The organism is Stenotrophomonas sp. S39, assembly GCF_016624665.1.
Taxonomy (GTDB): domain Bacteria; phylum Pseudomonadota; class Gammaproteobacteria; order Xanthomonadales; family Xanthomonadaceae; genus Stenotrophomonas.
Genome location: NZ_JACVTT010000105.1, coordinates 1 through 15,266, shown reverse-complemented (window position 1 = coordinate 15,266; position 15,266 = coordinate 1). Strand labels below are relative to the sequence as shown.

The window sequence follows — 15,266 nt, the reverse complement described above, 5'->3', positions numbered from 1 at the left end:
GGGGGGGGGGGGGGGGGGGGGGGGGGGGGGGGGGGGGGGGGGGGGGGGGGCGGGGGGGCCCGCCCCCCCCGACGCTCGATCAGCCGAGAATCCCCGGCAGATCCAGCCCCTTTTCCTTCGCGCATTCAACCGCGATCTCATACCCGGCATCGGCATGGCGCATCACGCCGGTGGCCGGGTCGTTCCACAGCACGCGGCCAATCCGCTTCGCCGCCGCCTCGGTACCGTCGCAGACGATCACCATGCCGGCGTGCTGCGAGAAGCCCATGCCGACGCCACCGCCGTGGTGCAGCGACACCCAGGTGGCGCCGCTGGCGGTATTGAGCAGGGCATTCAGCAGCGGCCAGTCGGACACCGCGTCGGAACTATCGGCCATCGCTTCGGTTTCGCGGTTCGGCGAGGCCACGCTGCCGCTGTCCAGGTGGTCACGGCCAATCACCACCGGTGCCTTCAGTTCGCCGTTGGCCACCATCTCGTTGAAGGCAAGGCCCAGTCGATCGCGATCGCCCAGGCCGACCCAGCAGATGCGCGCCGGCAGGCCCTGGAACTTGATCTTCTCGGCAGCCATGTCCAGCCAGCGGTGCAGGTGCGGGTTGTCCGGAATCAGTTCCTTCACCTTGGCATCGGTCTTTGCGATGTCTTCCGGGTCGCCGCTCAGTGCGGCCCAGCGGAACGGGCCGATGCCGCGGCAGAACAGCGGGCGGATGTAGGCCGGCACGAAGCCCGGGAAATCGAAGGCATTGGCCACACCTTCTTCCAGCGCCATCTGCCGCAGGTTGTTGCCGTAGTCCACGGTCGGCACGCCCAGTGCGTGGAAGCCAAGCATGGCGCGGATGTGGTTGGCCATCGAGGCACGCGCGGCCTTTTCCACTTCCTTCGGCGCAGAGACACGCTTTTCGTCCCACTGCTCGACGGTCCAGCCCTGCGGCAGGTAGCCGTTCACCGGGTCGTGCGCGGAGGTCTGGTCGGTCAGCAGGTCGGGCTGGATGCCGCGCGCCAGCAGTTCAGCCAGCACGTCGGCCACGTTGCCCAGCAGGCCCACCGACTTCGGCGTACCCGCCTTGCAGGCTTCGTCGATCAGCCGCAGCGCTTCGTCCAAGTTGTCGGTCCAGGTGTCCAGGTAGCCGGTGCGCAGGCGCATGTCGATGCTGCTCTTGCGGCACTCCACGGCCAGGCAGGACGCGCCGGCCATCACCGCGGCCAGCGGCTGTGCGCCACCCATGCCACCCAGGCCACCGGTGAACAGCCACTTGCCGGTCAGATCGCCGCCGAAGTGCTGGCGGCCCATTTCCACGAAGGTTTCGTAGGTGCCCTGCACGATGCCCTGCGCGCCGATGTAGATCCAGCTGCCAGCGGTCATCTGGCCGTACATGGCCAGGCCCTTCTTATCCAGCTCGTTGAAGTGGTCCCAGTTGGCCCAGCGTGGCACCAGGTTGGAATTGGCGATCAGCACGCGCGGTGCATCGGCGTGGGTGCGGAACACGCCCACCGGCTTGCCCGACTGCACCAGCAGGGTCTGGTCGTCTCCCAGGCGCTTGAGCGTTTCGACGATGGCGTCGAAGCTTTCCCAGTCACGCGCGGCGCGGCCGATGCCGCCGTACACCACCAGTTCCTGCGGGCGCTCGGCCACGTCCGGGTGCAGGTTGTTCATCAGCATGCGCAGCGGCGCTTCAGTCAGCCAGCTCTTGGCGTTCAGCGTGGTGCCGGTGGGCGCGATGATGGTGCGGCTCGGGTCGTTGCGGGTCATGCGGCGCTCCGGTTGGTAGCGAATTCAAGGCAGGCGTTGAGCACCTGCGCCAGGGTGTGGCGCAGCGGTGCGGCGTGGTCGGGGTCCAGCGGGGTGGGCCAGCTGTGCTCGTCCACCTGGTCCGGCAGGGGCTCGTGCATGTAGCCACGGCAGGCCAGCTCCATCTGCAGCGTGTGCACGCCGCCGGCGATGTCGCTGTAATGGCGGGTGATCCAGCCGCCCTTGAAGCGGCCGTTGCGCACCTGGCTCATGCCGCTGATCTTCAGCAGGTTCTCCACCACATCGCTCAGCGCGTTGTCGCAGGAGGTGTCCAGTGCGCCGGACGGGCCGGCCGTGCCCAGGTTGAACTGCGGCAGCTCGCCCTCGAACAGGTGCGGGATATGCGAGCGTATCGAATGCGCGTCATACATCACTACCGTGCCGTGGCGCTCGCGCAGGCGCGTGATCTGCGAAGCCAGTGCGTCGTGGTAGGGCGCGAAATAGGTGTCGCGTCGTCGTGCGATCTCCGCGTCATCCGGCTCGCGCCCGGCGTGGTACAGCGGCTGGTTGTCGAAGGTGGTCAGCGGGCACAGGCCGGTGGTGTTCTGGCCCGGGTACAACGACACGCCACTGGGGTCGCGGTTGAGGTCGATCACCGAACGCGAGATCGCCGAACGCACGGTGGTGGCGCCCATGCCGCGCACGAAGTCGTACAGCTCGTGCACCCACCAGTCGGCATCACGACGTGCCAGCCACGGCGAGTGGTAGTCGCCCATCAGCTCGTGCGGCAGCTCGCTGCCGGTATGCGGGAAACTGACGATCAACGGGGCGTCGCCCTCGTGTACCGTCAGCCATTCGGGCCGGGCATTCATGCCTGCGGCTCCACGGTCGGCAGCAGTTCACCCAGGCCCTGTGCCAGCGCGCCGCTGCGCACCAGGTTCGTGGCGGTCACCATGTCCGGGTGGAAGTAGCGGTCTTCTTCCAGCGTCGGCACCTGCGCGCGCAGGGTGGCTCGCACGGTCTCCAGCGCAGCGCTGGAGCGCAGCGGCGCGTGGAAATCACAGCCCTGCGCGGCGGCCAGCAGCTCGATACCGATCACGTTGGCCGCGTTCTCGGCCATCTGCATCAGACGACGTGCGCCATGCGCGGCCATCGAGACGTGGTCCTCCTGGTTGGCCGAGGTCGGGATCGAGTCAACGCTGGCCGGATAGGCGCGCTGCTTGTTTTCAGAGACGAGCGCGGCGGCGGTTACCTGCGGAATCATGAAGCCCGAATTGAGGCCGGGCCGCGGGGTCAGGAACGCCGGCAGGCCGGACAGCGCCGGGTCCACCAGCATGGCCAGGCGACGCTCGCTGATCGAGCCGATCTCGCACACCGCCATCGCCAGCATGTCGGCGGCAAAGGCCACCGGCTCGGCGTGGAAGTTGCCGCCAGACAAAGCTTCGCCGGTATCGGTGAACACCAGCGGATTGTCGGACACGCCATTGGCTTCGATTTCCAGCGTGGTCGCGGCCTGGCGCAGGATATCCAGCGCCGCGCCCATCACCTGCGGCTGGCAGCGCAGGCAGTACGGGTCCTGCACGCGCACGTCGTTGTCGCGGTGCGACTCACGGATGTCCGAACCCTGCATCAGCGAGCGCAGCGTGGCGGCGGTGGCGATCTGCCCGCGCTGGCCACGGATGGCGTGGATGCGCGGGTCGAACGGCGTATCCGAGCCCTTCGCCGCTTCCACCGACAGCGCGCCGGTGACCAGCGCGGCCTGGAACACGGTCTCGATCTCGAACAGGCCCGCCAGCGCATACGCGGTGGAGAACTGCGTGCCGTTGAGCAGCGCGAGGCCTTCCTTCGCACCCAGTTCCACCGGCTGCAGGCCGGCACGCGCCAGTGCGTCCAGCGCCGGCAGGCGCTCGTCGCCGATGAAGGCCTCGCCTACGCCCAGCATCACGCTGGCCAGGTGTGAGAGCGGCGCCAGATCGCCGGAGGCACCGACCGAACCCTGTGCCGGCACCACCGGCAGCACGCCCTTCACCAGCATCGCTTCGAGCAGCAGCAGCGTTTCCTCGCGCACGCCCGAAGCGCCCTGGGCCAGGCTTACCAGCTTCAGGGCCATCATCAGCCGCACCACGCTGGCCGGCATTGGCTCACCCACACCGGCGGCATGCGAAAGCACGATGTTCCGCTGCAGGGTGGCCAGGTCTTCGCGCTCGATGCGCACGCTGGCCAGCTTGCCGAAGCCGGTGTTGATGCCATACACCGGCGCGCCCTTGGCGACGATGGCGGCCACCGCCGCCGCACTGGCGCGCACCACGGGCAGTGCGGCCGGGTCCAGCGCAAGCGGCGCACCGCGATAGGCCTGCCGCCACTGGGCGAGGGTGACATGGCCGGGGCGAAGAACCAGGGTGTTGCTCATGTGTTGCTCCAGGAAGCAGGCAGGTCGGGCTGCCCGCGCACCACGCGCGCGTGCAGCGGATTGAATCCCATGCGATAGACCAGGTCGGCCGGCGCGTCGATGTCCCAGATCGCCAGGTCGCAGTCCATGCCCACCGCCAGGCGGCCGATGCGCTCGCCATGGCCCAGCGCGCGCGCTGCTTCACGGGTGAAGCCAGCGATGCATTCGTCCACGGTCAGGCGGAACAGGGTCGCACCCATGTTCATCGCCAGCAGCGGGCTGGTCAGCGGTGAGGTGCCGGGGTTGCTGTCGGTGGCCAAGGCCAGCGGCACGCCGGCCGCACGCAGCGCGGCGATCGGGGGCAGGGTGGTATCGCGGGTGAAATAGAAGGCGCCGGGCAGCAGCACCGCCACGGTGCCAGCCGCGGCCATCGCGGCGATGCCGGCATCGTCCAGGTGCTCGATATGGTCGGCCGACAGCGCGCCGAAGCTGGCGGCCAGTTCGGCGCCATGCTGGTTGCTCATCTGCTCGGCGTGGATCTTCACCGCCAACCCGTTGGCACGTGCGGCTTCGAAGACCTGGCGTGCCTGCGCAGGCGAGAACGCGATGTTTTCGCAGAACACGTCCACCGCTTCGGCCAGGCCGTCGGCGGCGATGGCCGGAATCATCACGTTGCACACTTCGTCGGTGTATTCCTGGGCCTCGCGCCCCGGGGGTACCGCATGCGCACCGAGGAAGGTCGGCACCACGGTCACCCGGCATTCCTCGCCCAGCGCGCGTGCCACCTGCAGCTGCTTACGCTCGTCGTCCAGGGTCAGGCCATAGCCGGATTTGATCTCCACCGTGGTCACGCCTTCGGCACGCATGGCCAGCAGGCGCGGACGGCTTTCGTCGGCCAGCTGTTGCGGCGAGGCGGCGCCGGTGGCACGCACGGTGGAGACGATGCCGCCGCCGGCACGGGCGATGTCGGCGTAGCTGACCCCCTGCAGGCGTTGTTCGAACTCGTTGGCGCGGTTGCCGGCGTAGACCAGGTGGGTGTGGCAGTCGACCAGGCCCGGCGAGATCCAGCGGCCTTCGCCATCGATGCGGGTGGTCGGCCGCAGGTGCGCGTCGCTGCCGGCAGTGCCGACGTGGACGATGCGCCCTTCGGCGCAGGCCAGCACGCCATCGGTGATGACACCCAGCCCCTCGCCATCGAGGGTCATCAGGTGGACGTTGGACCAGAGGGTATCGACGTGCATGGCATCCACAACGCGGCTGTGCTTATATGTCTATACAATATAGGTGTCCATTTCGGGTTGTCCAGCCATGTCCGATTCGCGTTCCCCGCAGAGTTTCCATGCCGCCCACGCCCTGCTGGGCGAGGGCTGGGCGCGCGATGTGCGCCTGCAGGTGCAGGGCGGCCGCATCGCCCGCATTGACGCTGGGCAGGGCGCGCAGGACGGTGATACCCGCGTCGGCCTGCTGCTGCCGGGCCTGCCCAACCTGCACAGCCACGCCTTCCAGCGCGGCATGGCGGGCCTGACCGAAATCGGCGGGGGGCACGGCGACAGTTTCTGGAGCTGGCGCGAGCTGATGTACCGCTTCCTGGCCCACCTGCGCCCCGACGCGGTGCAGGCCATCGCCGCCCAGGCCTACATGGAAATGCTGGAAAGCGGCTTCACCCGGGTCGGCGAGTTCCATTACCTGCACCACCAGGCCGATGGCCAGCCCTACGCGTTGCGGGCCGAGATGAGCGCGCGCATCGCCGCCGCCGCCGACCAGACCGGCATCGGCCTGACCCTGCTGCCGGTCTTCTACGCACACGCCGATTTTGGCGGCGCGCCGCCCAATCCCGCGCAGCGCCGGCTGATCCACGACGTGGACGGGTTCGCGCGGCTGCTGGAGGGGGCGAAGACGGCCTTGTCCACGTTGCCCGACGCGGTGCTGGGCATCGCCCCGCACAGCCTGCGCGCGGTCACCGGCGAGGAACTGGATGCGCTGCTGCCGCTGACCACCGGCCCGGTACACATCCACGTTGCCGAGCAGGTGCGCGAGGTCGAGGCCTGCCTGGCCTGGAGCGGCCAGCGGCCGGTGCAGTGGCTGTACGAACACGCGGCGGTGGATGCGCGCTGGTGCCTGGTGCACGCCACCCACATCACCGATGCCGAGCGCGCGCAGATGGTGGCCAGCAAGGCGGTGGCCGGCTTGTGCCCGATCACCGAGGCCAACCTGGGCGATGGCCTGTTCCCGATGCAGGCGTTCGCCCGCGAAGGCGGACGTTTCGGCGTCGGCTCCGATTCCAACGTGCTGATCGACGCTCCTGAGGAACTGCGCCTGCTCGAGTATGGCCAGCGCCTGGCCCTGCGCGGACGCAACGTGCTGGCCCCGGATGCCTCGCGCAGCAGCGGCCGTTTCCTGTTCGAAGGTGCCCTGCACGGCGGCGCGCAGGCGCTGGGCGTGGCTGCCGGCCTGCAGGTCGGGGCCAGCGCCGATCTGCTTGAACTGGACCCCGCGCACCCGGCGCTGCAGGTGCGACAAGGTGACGCATGGCTTGACAGCTGGGTCTTCGCTGCACGTAATGGCGCGCTGCGTTCGGTCTGGCGCCATGGCCGCCAGGTCGTGGCCGACGGCCGCCACCTGCAGCGCGAGGCCATCACCACCGCCTTCGCCGCTGCCCTGCGTGGCGTGCTGGGCTGACCGCCTCCCTGCTTGTCGAGATCCTCATCGAGACCCCCACACCCGTGAAGGCCAGCAAGTCCGCCACGCTCAACCAGCGTATCCGCAGCGATCTGGAAAGCCGCATCCTCAGCGGCGAATGGGCGCCGGGTTTCCGCATCCCGTACGAGCACGAGCTGATGGAGCAGTACGGCTGCTCGCGGATGACGGTGAACAAGGTACTGACCGCGCTGGCCGAGAGCGGCATGATCGAGCGCCGCCGCCGTGCCGGTTCCTTCGTGGCGCGGCAGCCCCCGCACCTGGAACAGGTGGCGCTGGAGATTCCCGATATCGCCATGGAAGTCGGCTCGCGCGGCCACCAGTACGCCTACCAGCTGCTGCAGCGCGACCTGCGCCTGGCCGAGCCCGGCAATGCCGGCGAGAGGGAGCTGGCCGGCGCTGAGCCGTTGCTGGCGATGCGCTGCCTGCACCTGGCCGATGGCCGGCCGCTGGCGCTCGAGCACCGCCTGATCAGCCCGGTGGGCGTGCCCGAGGTGCTGGAGGTGGATTTCAGCACCACCGCGCCGGGCAGCTGGCTGCTGCAGAACGTGTCCTGGACCCGCGCCCAGCACCGCATCAGCGCGTGGGGCGCGGACGCGGCCGCCGCCAAGCTGCTTGAGGTGAAGCCGGGCACCGCCTGCCTGGTGATCGAGCGCCTGACCTGGCGCGGCGACCAGCCCATCACCCGCGTGCGGCAGATGTTTCTGGGCGATGCCTGGGACCTGGTGGCGCGTTTCGCGCCGGGTGCACGTTAGGGCGAACGAGGGCGTCCACCTGTCGCCTTGAACTCTGTCGGCGCGTGTGTACGATGTGTATCGTCCGCGCATGAAGAGCGGGGACCTTATCCGGGAACTACGCGCGGCGGGATGGACCTGCCGACGGACTCGTGGATCCCATCACGTGTTTGTACATCCGCGTCGCGCGCACATCATTACTGTGCCCCATCCAAAGAAGGATCTGGGGACAGGCCTGATAAAGGCGATCCGGAAGCTTGCTGGGCTGACGTAGAGGGTCCCATGCGATATCCAGTCTTGATCGAAGCCGGTGACGAACGTACAGCCTGGGGCGTGGTCGTGCCCGATCTGCCGGGCTGTTTCTCTGCTGCCGACACGCTTGATGAAGCGCTCAGTTCGGCGGAGGAGGCCGCGCTTGCCTGGATTGACGCCGCGTTGGATGCAGGGAACTCCATCCCGACGCCGTCTGCGCCGCAGAAGCTCGTGGCCGAAGCTGCCACCGGCACGCACTGGATTCTTGCTTACATCAACATTGATCCAGCCCTGTTGGACGATACCGTCGAGCGGGTCAACATCAGCCTGCCGCGGCGGATCCTTGCAAGGTTGGATGCGCAGGCCAAGGCGGCCGGCGAATCGCGTTCAAGCTACATCGCCCACCTTGCCGCGTTGGGTTGAAGCCGCGGAATCGTCTATCCATCCACGCCATGCGTGGATGTTGCCCCATCAATACGTGGCGCACTGCCGCCAGCGCACCGGCTCGTCCACGCCGGGGCGGGCGTTGATCTGCACGCGCACGTTGCGCAGGGCGGGGTAGCGCAGCACTTCCTGGCACACCCGCGGCCACACCGCTTCCAGCTCGCCGGTGCGGTTGATGGCCAGGGTCTGACGGGTCAGCCAGACGCCGCTGGCAATGCCCGGCTGGCGGGACAACGCGCGGGCCATTTCGGCCTGGTAACGGTCCAGGGTGGCCGTATCCGGATTGAGGTCGTTGCGGTCGCCATTGGCCGCTGCAGCGGGTGCGGCTGCGGTGGGTGCGGCCGGTGCGACCGGCGCAGCCACATCCTCCGCGCTCGCCATCGGCGTTGCGGCCGGTTGCGCCTCGGCTGCGGCGGGTTCGGGTGCGGGTGACGGTGCAGGGGCCGGCACGGGCGTGCTTTCCGCCGCCGTGGCGGTGGGTTCCACATGCAGCCCCTGCAGGCCCAGCCCGACCAGCAGGCCCAGGGTCACCGCGCCCAGCGCGGCAATGGCGATGCGGCGCAGGGCTTCATGCCGGGCCGTGGCGCGCACGCGCGTTTCAATCTCGCCCGGCAGGTAGGCCTGCAGCAGCGGCCACAGGCGCGGGCCGTCCAGTACTTCCACCGACTGCTTTTCCGCAGCGGCCAGGCCATCGCGCTCGACGCGGCCTTCGGTAATCAGCAGGCCGCCCTTGGCGCCGCCCAGGCGCGCGACCGCGCCCAGCTCGTTCACGGCGGCCGTACCGATGCGGTAGGCCAGGCCATGCTTGCAGGACACCAGCCAGGTGTTGGGGCCATCGCTCAGCAGGAAATCACTGCTCGGCTCGCGGACTTCCTCGGTCGGGTCGGCCACTTCGCGCAGGCCGCGCTGCTCGCGGAGCATCCGCTTGATCAGCGTCGAAAACTCACGCCAATGCATGCCCGCCAGGGCTTGCAGCCCCAGTTGCATTTCCGTTCGCCGCCGCTTGATCCACCACAGATAGACGATTGCCAGGGTGCAGGTAAGCAGGGCCGACAGCAGGGCCAGGATCCAAGGGAGCATGCAGGAAGAGAGCGGAAGGGGCGAAAACGGAAGACCACAGTGTAAAGGCCGCGCCGCCCGAATGCGTCAGGACGTTCCTGACACGGATTGTGATGCAGCCCGCAGATCCGCGTGGCGCAGGCACGAAAAAACCCGCCAATCCTGAAGCCGTGAGGGGAGGGAACAAACGGCAGGCGAAGCGATTGGCGGGTTCGTCGCGATTGTCAGACAATCTTTATTGCATTGCAACAATCGACGGTCAGGGCACGCCACCCGGCGATTGGTGGCTGCCCGGTGCGGGCGCATCGCTGCCCGAGGCCGCGCGGTTCTCCAGCTTGGCCAGGCGTGCATGCAGCACATCCAGGCGCGCTTCGAGCGCGGACAGTTCATCGGCGGTGGGTACGTGCAGGCGCTTGAGGACGCCCTGCACCTGGTCATCGAACGCCTTCTCGACCTTGTTCCAGGTGCCGGACGCCTTTTCGCGGGCCTCGTCCAGCGAGGTCTCCACGTTGTCGCGCCAGCCCGGCCCCTGCTCACCGCTGCGTTCGCGGCGGCGGGCTTCCCAGGCTTCGCCTTCCTTCACCAGGCCATCGAAGAAGCGGCTGCCTTCGGCCTGTGCGCGGCCCAGGGCACCGAGGCCGGCCAGCCAGACCTGCTGTGCCGAATCGCTGAATCGGCGCGAAAAGCGCTCGGCCTGTTCGCCGAACGAAGCGTCGTCGTCACGGCGGTCGTCATTCTCGTACTGGTTCATCGCGCTTCCCGGGGGAGTTGGACCTGCCCCCGAGGGTAGCGCGCACGAACGTTGCTGGGCCGTGATGACCGCAGCCAGGGTTCAGCCCAGCTTTTCCTTCAACACGCGCTGGATCTCGCTTTCCACCATGCCCTTCATGGCCGACAGCAGGAAGCCCAGCTTGGCAGTCACGCGCACCGCGCCCGGCTGCAGCTCGATGGCGCCGTCCACGCCGCTGCCGCTGAAGTTCAGCACGTCGGCAGCCCAGCTGGACTTCAGGCCGAAGCGCTCGCCCAGCTTGGCGGCAACCTGTTCGATCGCCTCGCGGGCCTGTGCATCGGGCAGGGCGTGGGCGTGGCGGACATCGATGGTGGACATGCAGGCTCCTGGCGCTGGGCGGGGATATCAAAGAGGGCGGCCATTGTGCGCATCGGCGGGCGCCACGCCAAGCGCCCGTCGCCGGTTCTTCTGCCTTGGCGAGCAACCTGCTAGTCTGCGCCGCGTGCAGAACCTGCTAGTTCACTTCAGTCAACAACAACAGCCCGACCAGCCCCTGCGGCCCGGGGTGCAGCGCATCGTGCGCCAGGCAAACGGCAGCGTGCGGCTGGGCGATCCCGGCCATGGCGCGCTCCTGCTGGCCCAGTTCTGCATGGACGACCGCGGCCTCTGGCTGCAGGTTGGCAATGGCATCCGCAGCATCCACGTGAACGGCCGCCCGGTGCGGCGCATGGCCCTGCTGCGTGCAGGCGATGCGGTGTATGTGGATGGCGTGGAAATGCTCCTGCAGGGTGAGGTCGAGAGCCTGCTGCAGGCACCGTCGCCGGCCAGCGAGGGCAGCGCCGATGAGCAGCGCCTGCTGCGCGGTGTCGGCGGCCTGCACCATGGCCGCAGCTACACCCTGTCGCGCCCGCGCCTGGTGGGCAGTGGTGGTGACGCCGATATCGGGATTGACGATCCTGCGTTTGCCGAACAGCACGCGCGGGTGGAAGTGCACGGCGACCGCGTGCTGCTGCGCGACCTCGGCAGTGCCGACGGTGCCCGGGTCAACGGCGTGGCCGTGCGCCACTGCTGGCTGCAGCCAGGCGACCAGATCGTGTTCGATGGCCAGCACCGCTTCGTGCTGGAAGTGCCGCACGATCCGCGCCGGCGCCCGCTGCCGGCCGAGGACGACGCCGGCCAGGACGCCGAGCAGGTGGCCGATGCCCCCGTGGCCCCGCGCCGGGTACGGCGTTGGCCGTGGCTGCTGGCAAGTGCGCTGCTGCTGGCGGGCGTGCTCAGCCTGCTGCTCTGGTTCGGCGCGCGCTGATCTGCGTCCGCCGGGCATGCCCCGGCGCTACCGGTGCCGCGCGTGGAAAATGGATTCCAATGAAACCAAATTTCCCTTGCCGCACCAGGCCGCAAGGCTGGTGCACTGCGGCATACTAGGCGTCTTGCCCCACAGGTGTGACATGACGCGCGCGTTCAACTTCAGTGCCGGCCCTGCAACCTTGCCGGAATCGGTCCTGCGCCAGGCGCAGGCGGAAATGCTGGACTGGCACGGTGCCGGCGCCTCGATCGTGGAAATGAGCCATCGCGGCCCGGAATTCATGTCCGTGGCCGCCGAGGCCGAGGCCGACCTGCGCCGCCTGCTCGATATCCCCGATGACTACGCCGTGCTGTTCCTGCCCGGCGGCGCCACCACCCAGCAGGCGCTCATCCCGCTCAACTTCGCCCAGGCCGGCCAGCGTGCCGACTATGTGGTCAGCGGCCACTGGGGCAAGACGGCGGTCAAGCAGGCCAGCCCCTATGTCGGCGTCAACATCGCCGCCAGCAGCGAAGCCAATGGCTACCGCGCGCTGCCCGAGCGCAGCAGCTGGCAGCTTTCCAGCGATGCCGCCTACGTCCACATCACCGCCAACGAGACCATCCACGGCGTCGAGTTCCGTGATGTGCCCGACACCGGCGACGTCCCGCTGGTGGCCGATTTCAGCTCGTCCATCGCCAGCGAGCCGCTGGATGTGCGCCGCTATGGCGTCATCTATGCCGGCGCGCAGAAGAACCTGGGCCCGGTCGGCATCGCGGTGATGATCATCCGCCGCGACCTGCTCGAGCGCAGTGGCCAGGCCCGCGCGGACATCTTCGACTACCGCTCGCATGTCGCCCGCGATTCGATGCTCAACACCCCGCCCACCTGGAACTGGTACCTGGCCGGCCTGGTGTTCAAGTGGATGCTGGCCGAAGGTGGCGTGGTCGAGTTCGCCAAGCGCAATGCCGCCAAGGCTGCGCTGGTGTACGGCGCCATCGATGCCTCCGGCGGTTTCTACCGCAACGAAGTGGCGCACTCGGCGCGCTCGCGGATGAACATCCCGTTCTTCCTGCCCAACGCCGATCTCGATGCCCGCTTCGTGGCCGAGGCCAAGGCCGCCGGCCTGCTGGCGCTGAAGGGCCACAAGGTGGTCGGTGGCATCCGTGCCTCGCTGTACAACGCCATGCCGCTGGCCGGGGCCGAGGCGCTGGTCGCCTTCATGGCCGATTTCCAGCAGCGCTACGGCTGAGCAATGAACGGCGCGCACCGTCGGGTGCGTGCCCCGCAACAAGGAATTCCGATGGCAAGCAAACCCAGCAAGAAGTCGCCGAAGAAGGGCGAGTCCGCCAAGGCCGCCGCCGCGCCCAAGGGCAAGGCCTCGTCCAAGACTACCCCGGTGCCGACCCAGGCGCCGCTGGCACTGGCCGACGTGCGCTCCAAGATCGACCAGATCGACCGTGACATCCAGAGCCTGATCGCCGAGCGTGCGCAGTTCGCCCACCAGGTCGGCAAGGCCAAGGGCAAGCTTGCCGCCGCCGTCGATTACTACCGCCCCGAGCGCGAAGCCCAGGTGCTGCGCATGGTGGTGGACCGCAACGAAGGCCCGCTCAGCGATGAAGTGCTGGTGCACGTCTACCGTGAAATCATGTCGGCCTGCCTGGCCCAGCAGGAACCGCTGAAGATCGGTTACCTCGGTCCGGAAGGCACCTTCAGCCAGCAGGCCGTGCTCAAGCACTTCGGCCGCTCGGCGCTGGGCCTGCCGATGGCCAGCATCGAAGAAGTGTTCCAGGAAGTGGAAGCGGGCAACGCTGATTTCGGCGTGGTGCCGGTGGAAAATTCGGGGCAGGGCACCATCCAGATCACCCTGGACATGTTCCTCACCTCCAACCTCAAGATCTGCGGTGAAGTGGAACTGCGCGTGCAGCAGTACCTGATGTCGCGCAGTGGCCGCCTGGAGGATATCGAGCGCGTCTACGGCCACCCGCAGTCGTTCATGCAGACCTCGGCGTGGATGCGCGCCAACCTGCCCAAGGCCGAGAAGATCCCGGTGGCCAGCAACGCCGAAGGCGCGCGCCGTGCGCGCAATGCCGACGACGCGGCCGCCATTGGTGGCGAAAGCGCCGGTCATGTGTACGGCCTGAAGAAGGTCGTCACCAAGCCCATCCAGAACGATGCCGACAACACCACCCGTTTCCTGGTGGTGGGCCGCAACATCTTCCCGACCTCCGGCCACGACCGCACTTCGGTGCTGGTGTTCATCCATGACAAGCCCGGCGCGCTGTTCGATGTGCTCAGCCCGTTCGCCCGCCATGGCATCAGCATGAACCGCATCGAGTCGCGCCCCTCGCACCACGGCAAGTGGGAATACGGCTTCTTCATCGACCTGGCCGGCCATATCGACGACGCACCGATGCAGGCCGCGCTGGCCGAGCTGGAAGCGCACTCGGCGCAGATCAAGGTGCTGGGTTCCTACCCGGTTGCCGTGCCTTGATTGCCGTTGCGGCCGCGTGCCGCGCCCTTTGATGCACCGCCGGCGTGCCGGCGTTTACGGAATGATCGAACGATGAGCAACGCGCAACACTGGATTGCCCGCAAGGGCCAGCCGCTGCAGGGCAGCCTGACCATCCCCGGCGACAAGTCGGTCTCGCACCGCTCGGTGATGTTTGCCGCGCTGGCCGATGGCACCTCGCATATCGAGGGCTTCCTGGAAGGCGAAGACACCCGTGCCACCGCGCGCATCTTCAGCCAGCTCGGCGTGCGCATCGAGACCCCCAGTGCGTCGCAGCGCATCGTCCACGGCGTCGGCATCGACGGCCTGCAGGCCCCCAGCGCGCCGCTGGACTGCGGTAACGCCGGCACCGGCATGCGCCTGCTGGCCGGTCTGCTGGCAGGCCAGGCGTTCGACTGCACCCTGGTGGGTGATGAATCGCTGTCCGGCCGGCCGATGCGCCGCGTCACCGGCCCGCTCGCGCAGATGGGCGCGAAGATCGACACCGAAAGCGATGGCACGCCGCCGCTGCACGTGCATGGCGGCCAGTCGCTGCAGGGGATTGATTTCGCCTCGCCGGTGGCCAGCGCGCAGGTGAAGTCGGCCGTGCTGCTGGCCGGCCTGTACGCGCAGGGCGAAACCAGCGTGCTCGAACCGCACCCGACCCGCGACTACACCGAGCGCATGCTGTCGGCCTTCGGCGTGGACATCGAGTTCTCGCCGGGCAAGGCCCGCCTGCGTGGCGGCCAGCGCCTGCGCGCCACCGACATTGTTGTTCCGGCCGATTTCTCCTCCGCGGCCTTCTTCCTGGTGGCCGCCAGCATCATCCCGGGGTCCGAGCTGCGCCTGAAGCAGGTCGGCCTCAACCCGCGCCGCACTGGCCTGCTGCACGCGCTGCGCCTGATGGGCGCGGACATCACCGAAGAGAATCCGGCCGAGCAGGGCGGTGAACCGGTGGCCGACCTGGTGGTGCGCTACGCCCCGCTGAAGGGCGCGCGCATTCCCGAAGCGCTTGTGCCGGACATGATCGACGAATTCCCGGCCCTGTTCGTGGCCGCCGCCGCCGCCGAAGGCCAGACCGTGGTGAGCGGCGCTGCCGAGCTGCGGGTGAAGGAATCGGACCGCCTAGCGGCCATGGCCACCGGCCTGCGCGCGCTGGGCATGCAGGTGGATGAAACCGAGGACGGCGCCACGCTGCACGGTGGCATCACCCTGGGCAGCGGCACCATCGAAAGCCACGGTGACCACCGCATTGCGATGGCGTTTGCCATTGCCGGCCAGATCAGCGGCGGCGAAGTGCGCATCAACGACATCGCCAACGTCGCCACGTCCTTCCCGGATTTCGACGGCCTGGCCCGCAGCGCCGGTTTCAACCTGGCCTGAGATCGCCGCGACGCCGCTGCGCTCGCCGGGCATGGCCCGGCGCTACCATTCGGCGCCCCGGTAGCGCCGGGCCATGCCC

Annotated in this window: 15 protein-coding genes; 8 read left to right on the top strand and 7 right to left on the bottom strand. The window is 68.5% G+C overall.

Features of this window, described 5'->3' with window-relative positions; translation table 11 throughout:
* Window positions 1–79: 79 nt before the first annotated feature.
* The 4 genes from hutU to hutI are packed head-to-tail and all read right to left on the bottom strand — an operon-like array spanning window position 80 to window position 5,356.
* Window positions 80–1,747, bottom strand: coding sequence for a urocanate hydratase (gene hutU / locus IAE41_RS19535; protein ID WP_200734238.1), 1,668 nt, complete (start codon window positions 1,745–1,747; stop codon window positions 80–82).
* Window positions 1,744–2,598: an N-formylglutamate deformylase gene (gene hutG / locus IAE41_RS19530; protein ID WP_200734237.1), complete on the bottom strand. Its 855-nt coding sequence runs from the start codon at window positions 2,596–2,598 to the stop codon at window positions 1,744–1,746. The genes hutU and hutG overlap by 4 nt, the downstream gene beginning before the upstream one ends.
* Window positions 2,595–4,136, bottom strand: coding sequence for a histidine ammonia-lyase (gene hutH / locus IAE41_RS19525; protein ID WP_200734236.1), 1,542 nt, complete (start codon window positions 4,134–4,136; stop codon window positions 2,595–2,597). Before hutH ends, hutG begins: the two co-directional genes overlap by 4 nt.
* A complete protein-coding gene (gene hutI / locus IAE41_RS19520; RefSeq protein ID WP_200734235.1) occupies window positions 4,133–5,356 on the bottom strand; it encodes an imidazolonepropionase in 1,224 nt (407 codons plus the stop codon). The genes hutH and hutI overlap by 4 nt, the downstream gene beginning before the upstream one ends.
* Before the next feature lie 67 nt (window positions 5,357–5,423).
* Between hutI and IAE41_RS19515 the strand changes: the two genes are divergently transcribed.
* The 4 genes from IAE41_RS19515 to IAE41_RS19500 all read left to right on the top strand — a co-directional run bounded on the left by IAE41_RS19515 (window position 5,424) and on the right by IAE41_RS19500 (window position 8,221).
* The gene (locus tag IAE41_RS19515; RefSeq protein WP_200734234.1) at window positions 5,424–6,794 is read left to right on the top strand and encodes a formimidoylglutamate deiminase; all 1,371 of its coding nucleotides are present in this window, start codon (window positions 5,424–5,426) and stop codon (window positions 6,792–6,794) included.
* A 44-nt stretch (window positions 6,795–6,838) separates the two neighbouring features.
* Complete coding sequence (gene hutC / locus IAE41_RS19510) at window positions 6,839–7,567, top strand: histidine utilization repressor (RefSeq protein WP_200734233.1); 729 nt, start codon at window positions 6,839–6,841, stop codon at window positions 7,565–7,567.
* A gap of 70 nt (window positions 7,568–7,637) precedes the next feature.
* A complete protein-coding gene (locus IAE41_RS19505) occupies window positions 7,638–7,820 on the top strand; it encodes a type II toxin-antitoxin system HicA family toxin (protein WP_200734232.1) in 183 nt (60 codons plus the stop codon).
* Between the two features lie 8 nt (window positions 7,821–7,828).
* A complete protein-coding gene (locus IAE41_RS19500; protein ID WP_079222349.1) occupies window positions 7,829–8,221 on the top strand; it encodes a type II toxin-antitoxin system HicB family antitoxin in 393 nt (130 codons plus the stop codon).
* A gap of 48 nt (window positions 8,222–8,269) precedes the next feature.
* Here the strand turns inward: IAE41_RS19500 and IAE41_RS19495 are convergent, their stop codons facing one another.
* The 3 genes from IAE41_RS19495 to IAE41_RS19485 all read right to left on the bottom strand — a co-directional run bounded on the left by IAE41_RS19495 (window position 8,270) and on the right by IAE41_RS19485 (window position 10,409).
* Window positions 8,270–9,322 (bottom strand): restriction endonuclease, encoded by a 1,053-nt coding sequence (locus IAE41_RS19495; protein ID WP_200734231.1) that lies wholly within the window; start codon window positions 9,320–9,322, stop codon window positions 8,270–8,272.
* Between the two features lie 238 nt (window positions 9,323–9,560).
* Complete coding sequence (locus tag IAE41_RS19490) at window positions 9,561–10,052, bottom strand: phasin family protein (RefSeq protein WP_200734230.1); 492 nt, start codon at window positions 10,050–10,052, stop codon at window positions 9,561–9,563.
* A gap of 81 nt (window positions 10,053–10,133) precedes the next feature.
* Complete coding sequence (locus IAE41_RS19485) at window positions 10,134–10,409, bottom strand: polyhydroxyalkanoic acid system family protein (RefSeq protein ID WP_079222346.1); 276 nt, start codon at window positions 10,407–10,409, stop codon at window positions 10,134–10,136.
* A gap of 124 nt (window positions 10,410–10,533) precedes the next feature.
* On the opposite strand from IAE41_RS19485, the gene IAE41_RS19480 reads away from it, so the two are divergent.
* The 4 genes from IAE41_RS19480 (at window position 10,534) to aroA (ending at window position 15,187) form a co-directional block, all read left to right on the top strand.
* A complete protein-coding gene (locus tag IAE41_RS19480) occupies window positions 10,534–11,337 on the top strand; it encodes an FHA domain-containing protein (protein ID WP_200734229.1) in 804 nt (267 codons plus the stop codon).
* A gap of 142 nt (window positions 11,338–11,479) precedes the next feature.
* Window positions 11,480–12,565, top strand: a complete 1,086-nt coding sequence (serC, locus tag IAE41_RS19475; RefSeq protein WP_200734228.1) for a 3-phosphoserine/phosphohydroxythreonine transaminase — start codon at window positions 11,480–11,482, stop codon at window positions 12,563–12,565.
* Window positions 12,566–12,616: 51 nt separating this feature from the next.
* A complete protein-coding gene (gene pheA, locus IAE41_RS19470; protein ID WP_200734227.1) occupies window positions 12,617–13,807 on the top strand; it encodes a prephenate dehydratase in 1,191 nt (396 codons plus the stop codon).
* A 72-nt stretch (window positions 13,808–13,879) separates the two neighbouring features.
* Window positions 13,880–15,187, top strand: coding sequence for a 3-phosphoshikimate 1-carboxyvinyltransferase (aroA, locus tag IAE41_RS19465; protein WP_200734226.1), 1,308 nt, complete (start codon window positions 13,880–13,882; stop codon window positions 15,185–15,187).
* The last annotated feature ends 79 nt before the right edge of the window (window positions 15,188–15,266 follow it).

Bases quoted from the DNA above. Each gene is read 5' to 3' on its own strand.
- IAE41_RS19490 (WP_200734230.1), bottom strand. From the start codon at position 10,052: ATGAACCAGTACGAGAATGACGACCGCCGTGACGACGACGCTTCGTTC.
- hutI (WP_200734235.1), bottom strand. From the start codon at position 5,356: ATGCACGTCGATACCCTCTGGTCCAACGTCCACCTGATGACCCTCGAT.
- IAE41_RS19515 (WP_200734234.1), top strand. From the start codon at position 5,424: ATGTCCGATTCGCGTTCCCCGCAGAGTTTCCATGCCGCCCACGCCCTG.
- IAE41_RS19500 (WP_079222349.1), top strand. From the start codon at position 7,829: ATGCGATATCCAGTCTTGATCGAAGCCGGTGACGAACGTACAGCCTGG.
- IAE41_RS19495 (WP_200734231.1), bottom strand. From the start codon at position 9,322: ATGCTCCCTTGGATCCTGGCCCTGCTGTCGGCCCTGCTTACCTGCACC.
- aroA (WP_200734226.1), top strand. From the start codon at position 13,880: ATGAGCAACGCGCAACACTGGATTGCCCGCAAGGGCCAGCCGCTGCAG.
- hutG (WP_200734237.1), bottom strand. From the start codon at position 2,598: ATGAATGCCCGGCCCGAATGGCTGACGGTACACGAGGGCGACGCCCCG.
- IAE41_RS19485 (WP_079222346.1), bottom strand. From the start codon at position 10,409: ATGTCCACCATCGATGTCCGCCACGCCCACGCCCTGCCCGATGCACAG.
- hutH (WP_200734236.1), bottom strand. From the start codon at position 4,136: ATGAGCAACACCCTGGTTCTTCGCCCCGGCCATGTCACCCTCGCCCAG.
- IAE41_RS19505 (WP_200734232.1), top strand. From the start codon at position 7,638: ATGAAGAGCGGGGACCTTATCCGGGAACTACGCGCGGCGGGATGGACC.
- hutU (WP_200734238.1), bottom strand. From the start codon at position 1,747: ATGACCCGCAACGACCCGAGCCGCACCATCATCGCGCCCACCGGCACC.
- pheA (WP_200734227.1), top strand. From the start codon at position 12,617: ATGGCAAGCAAACCCAGCAAGAAGTCGCCGAAGAAGGGCGAGTCCGCC.
- serC (WP_200734228.1), top strand. From the start codon at position 11,480: ATGACGCGCGCGTTCAACTTCAGTGCCGGCCCTGCAACCTTGCCGGAA.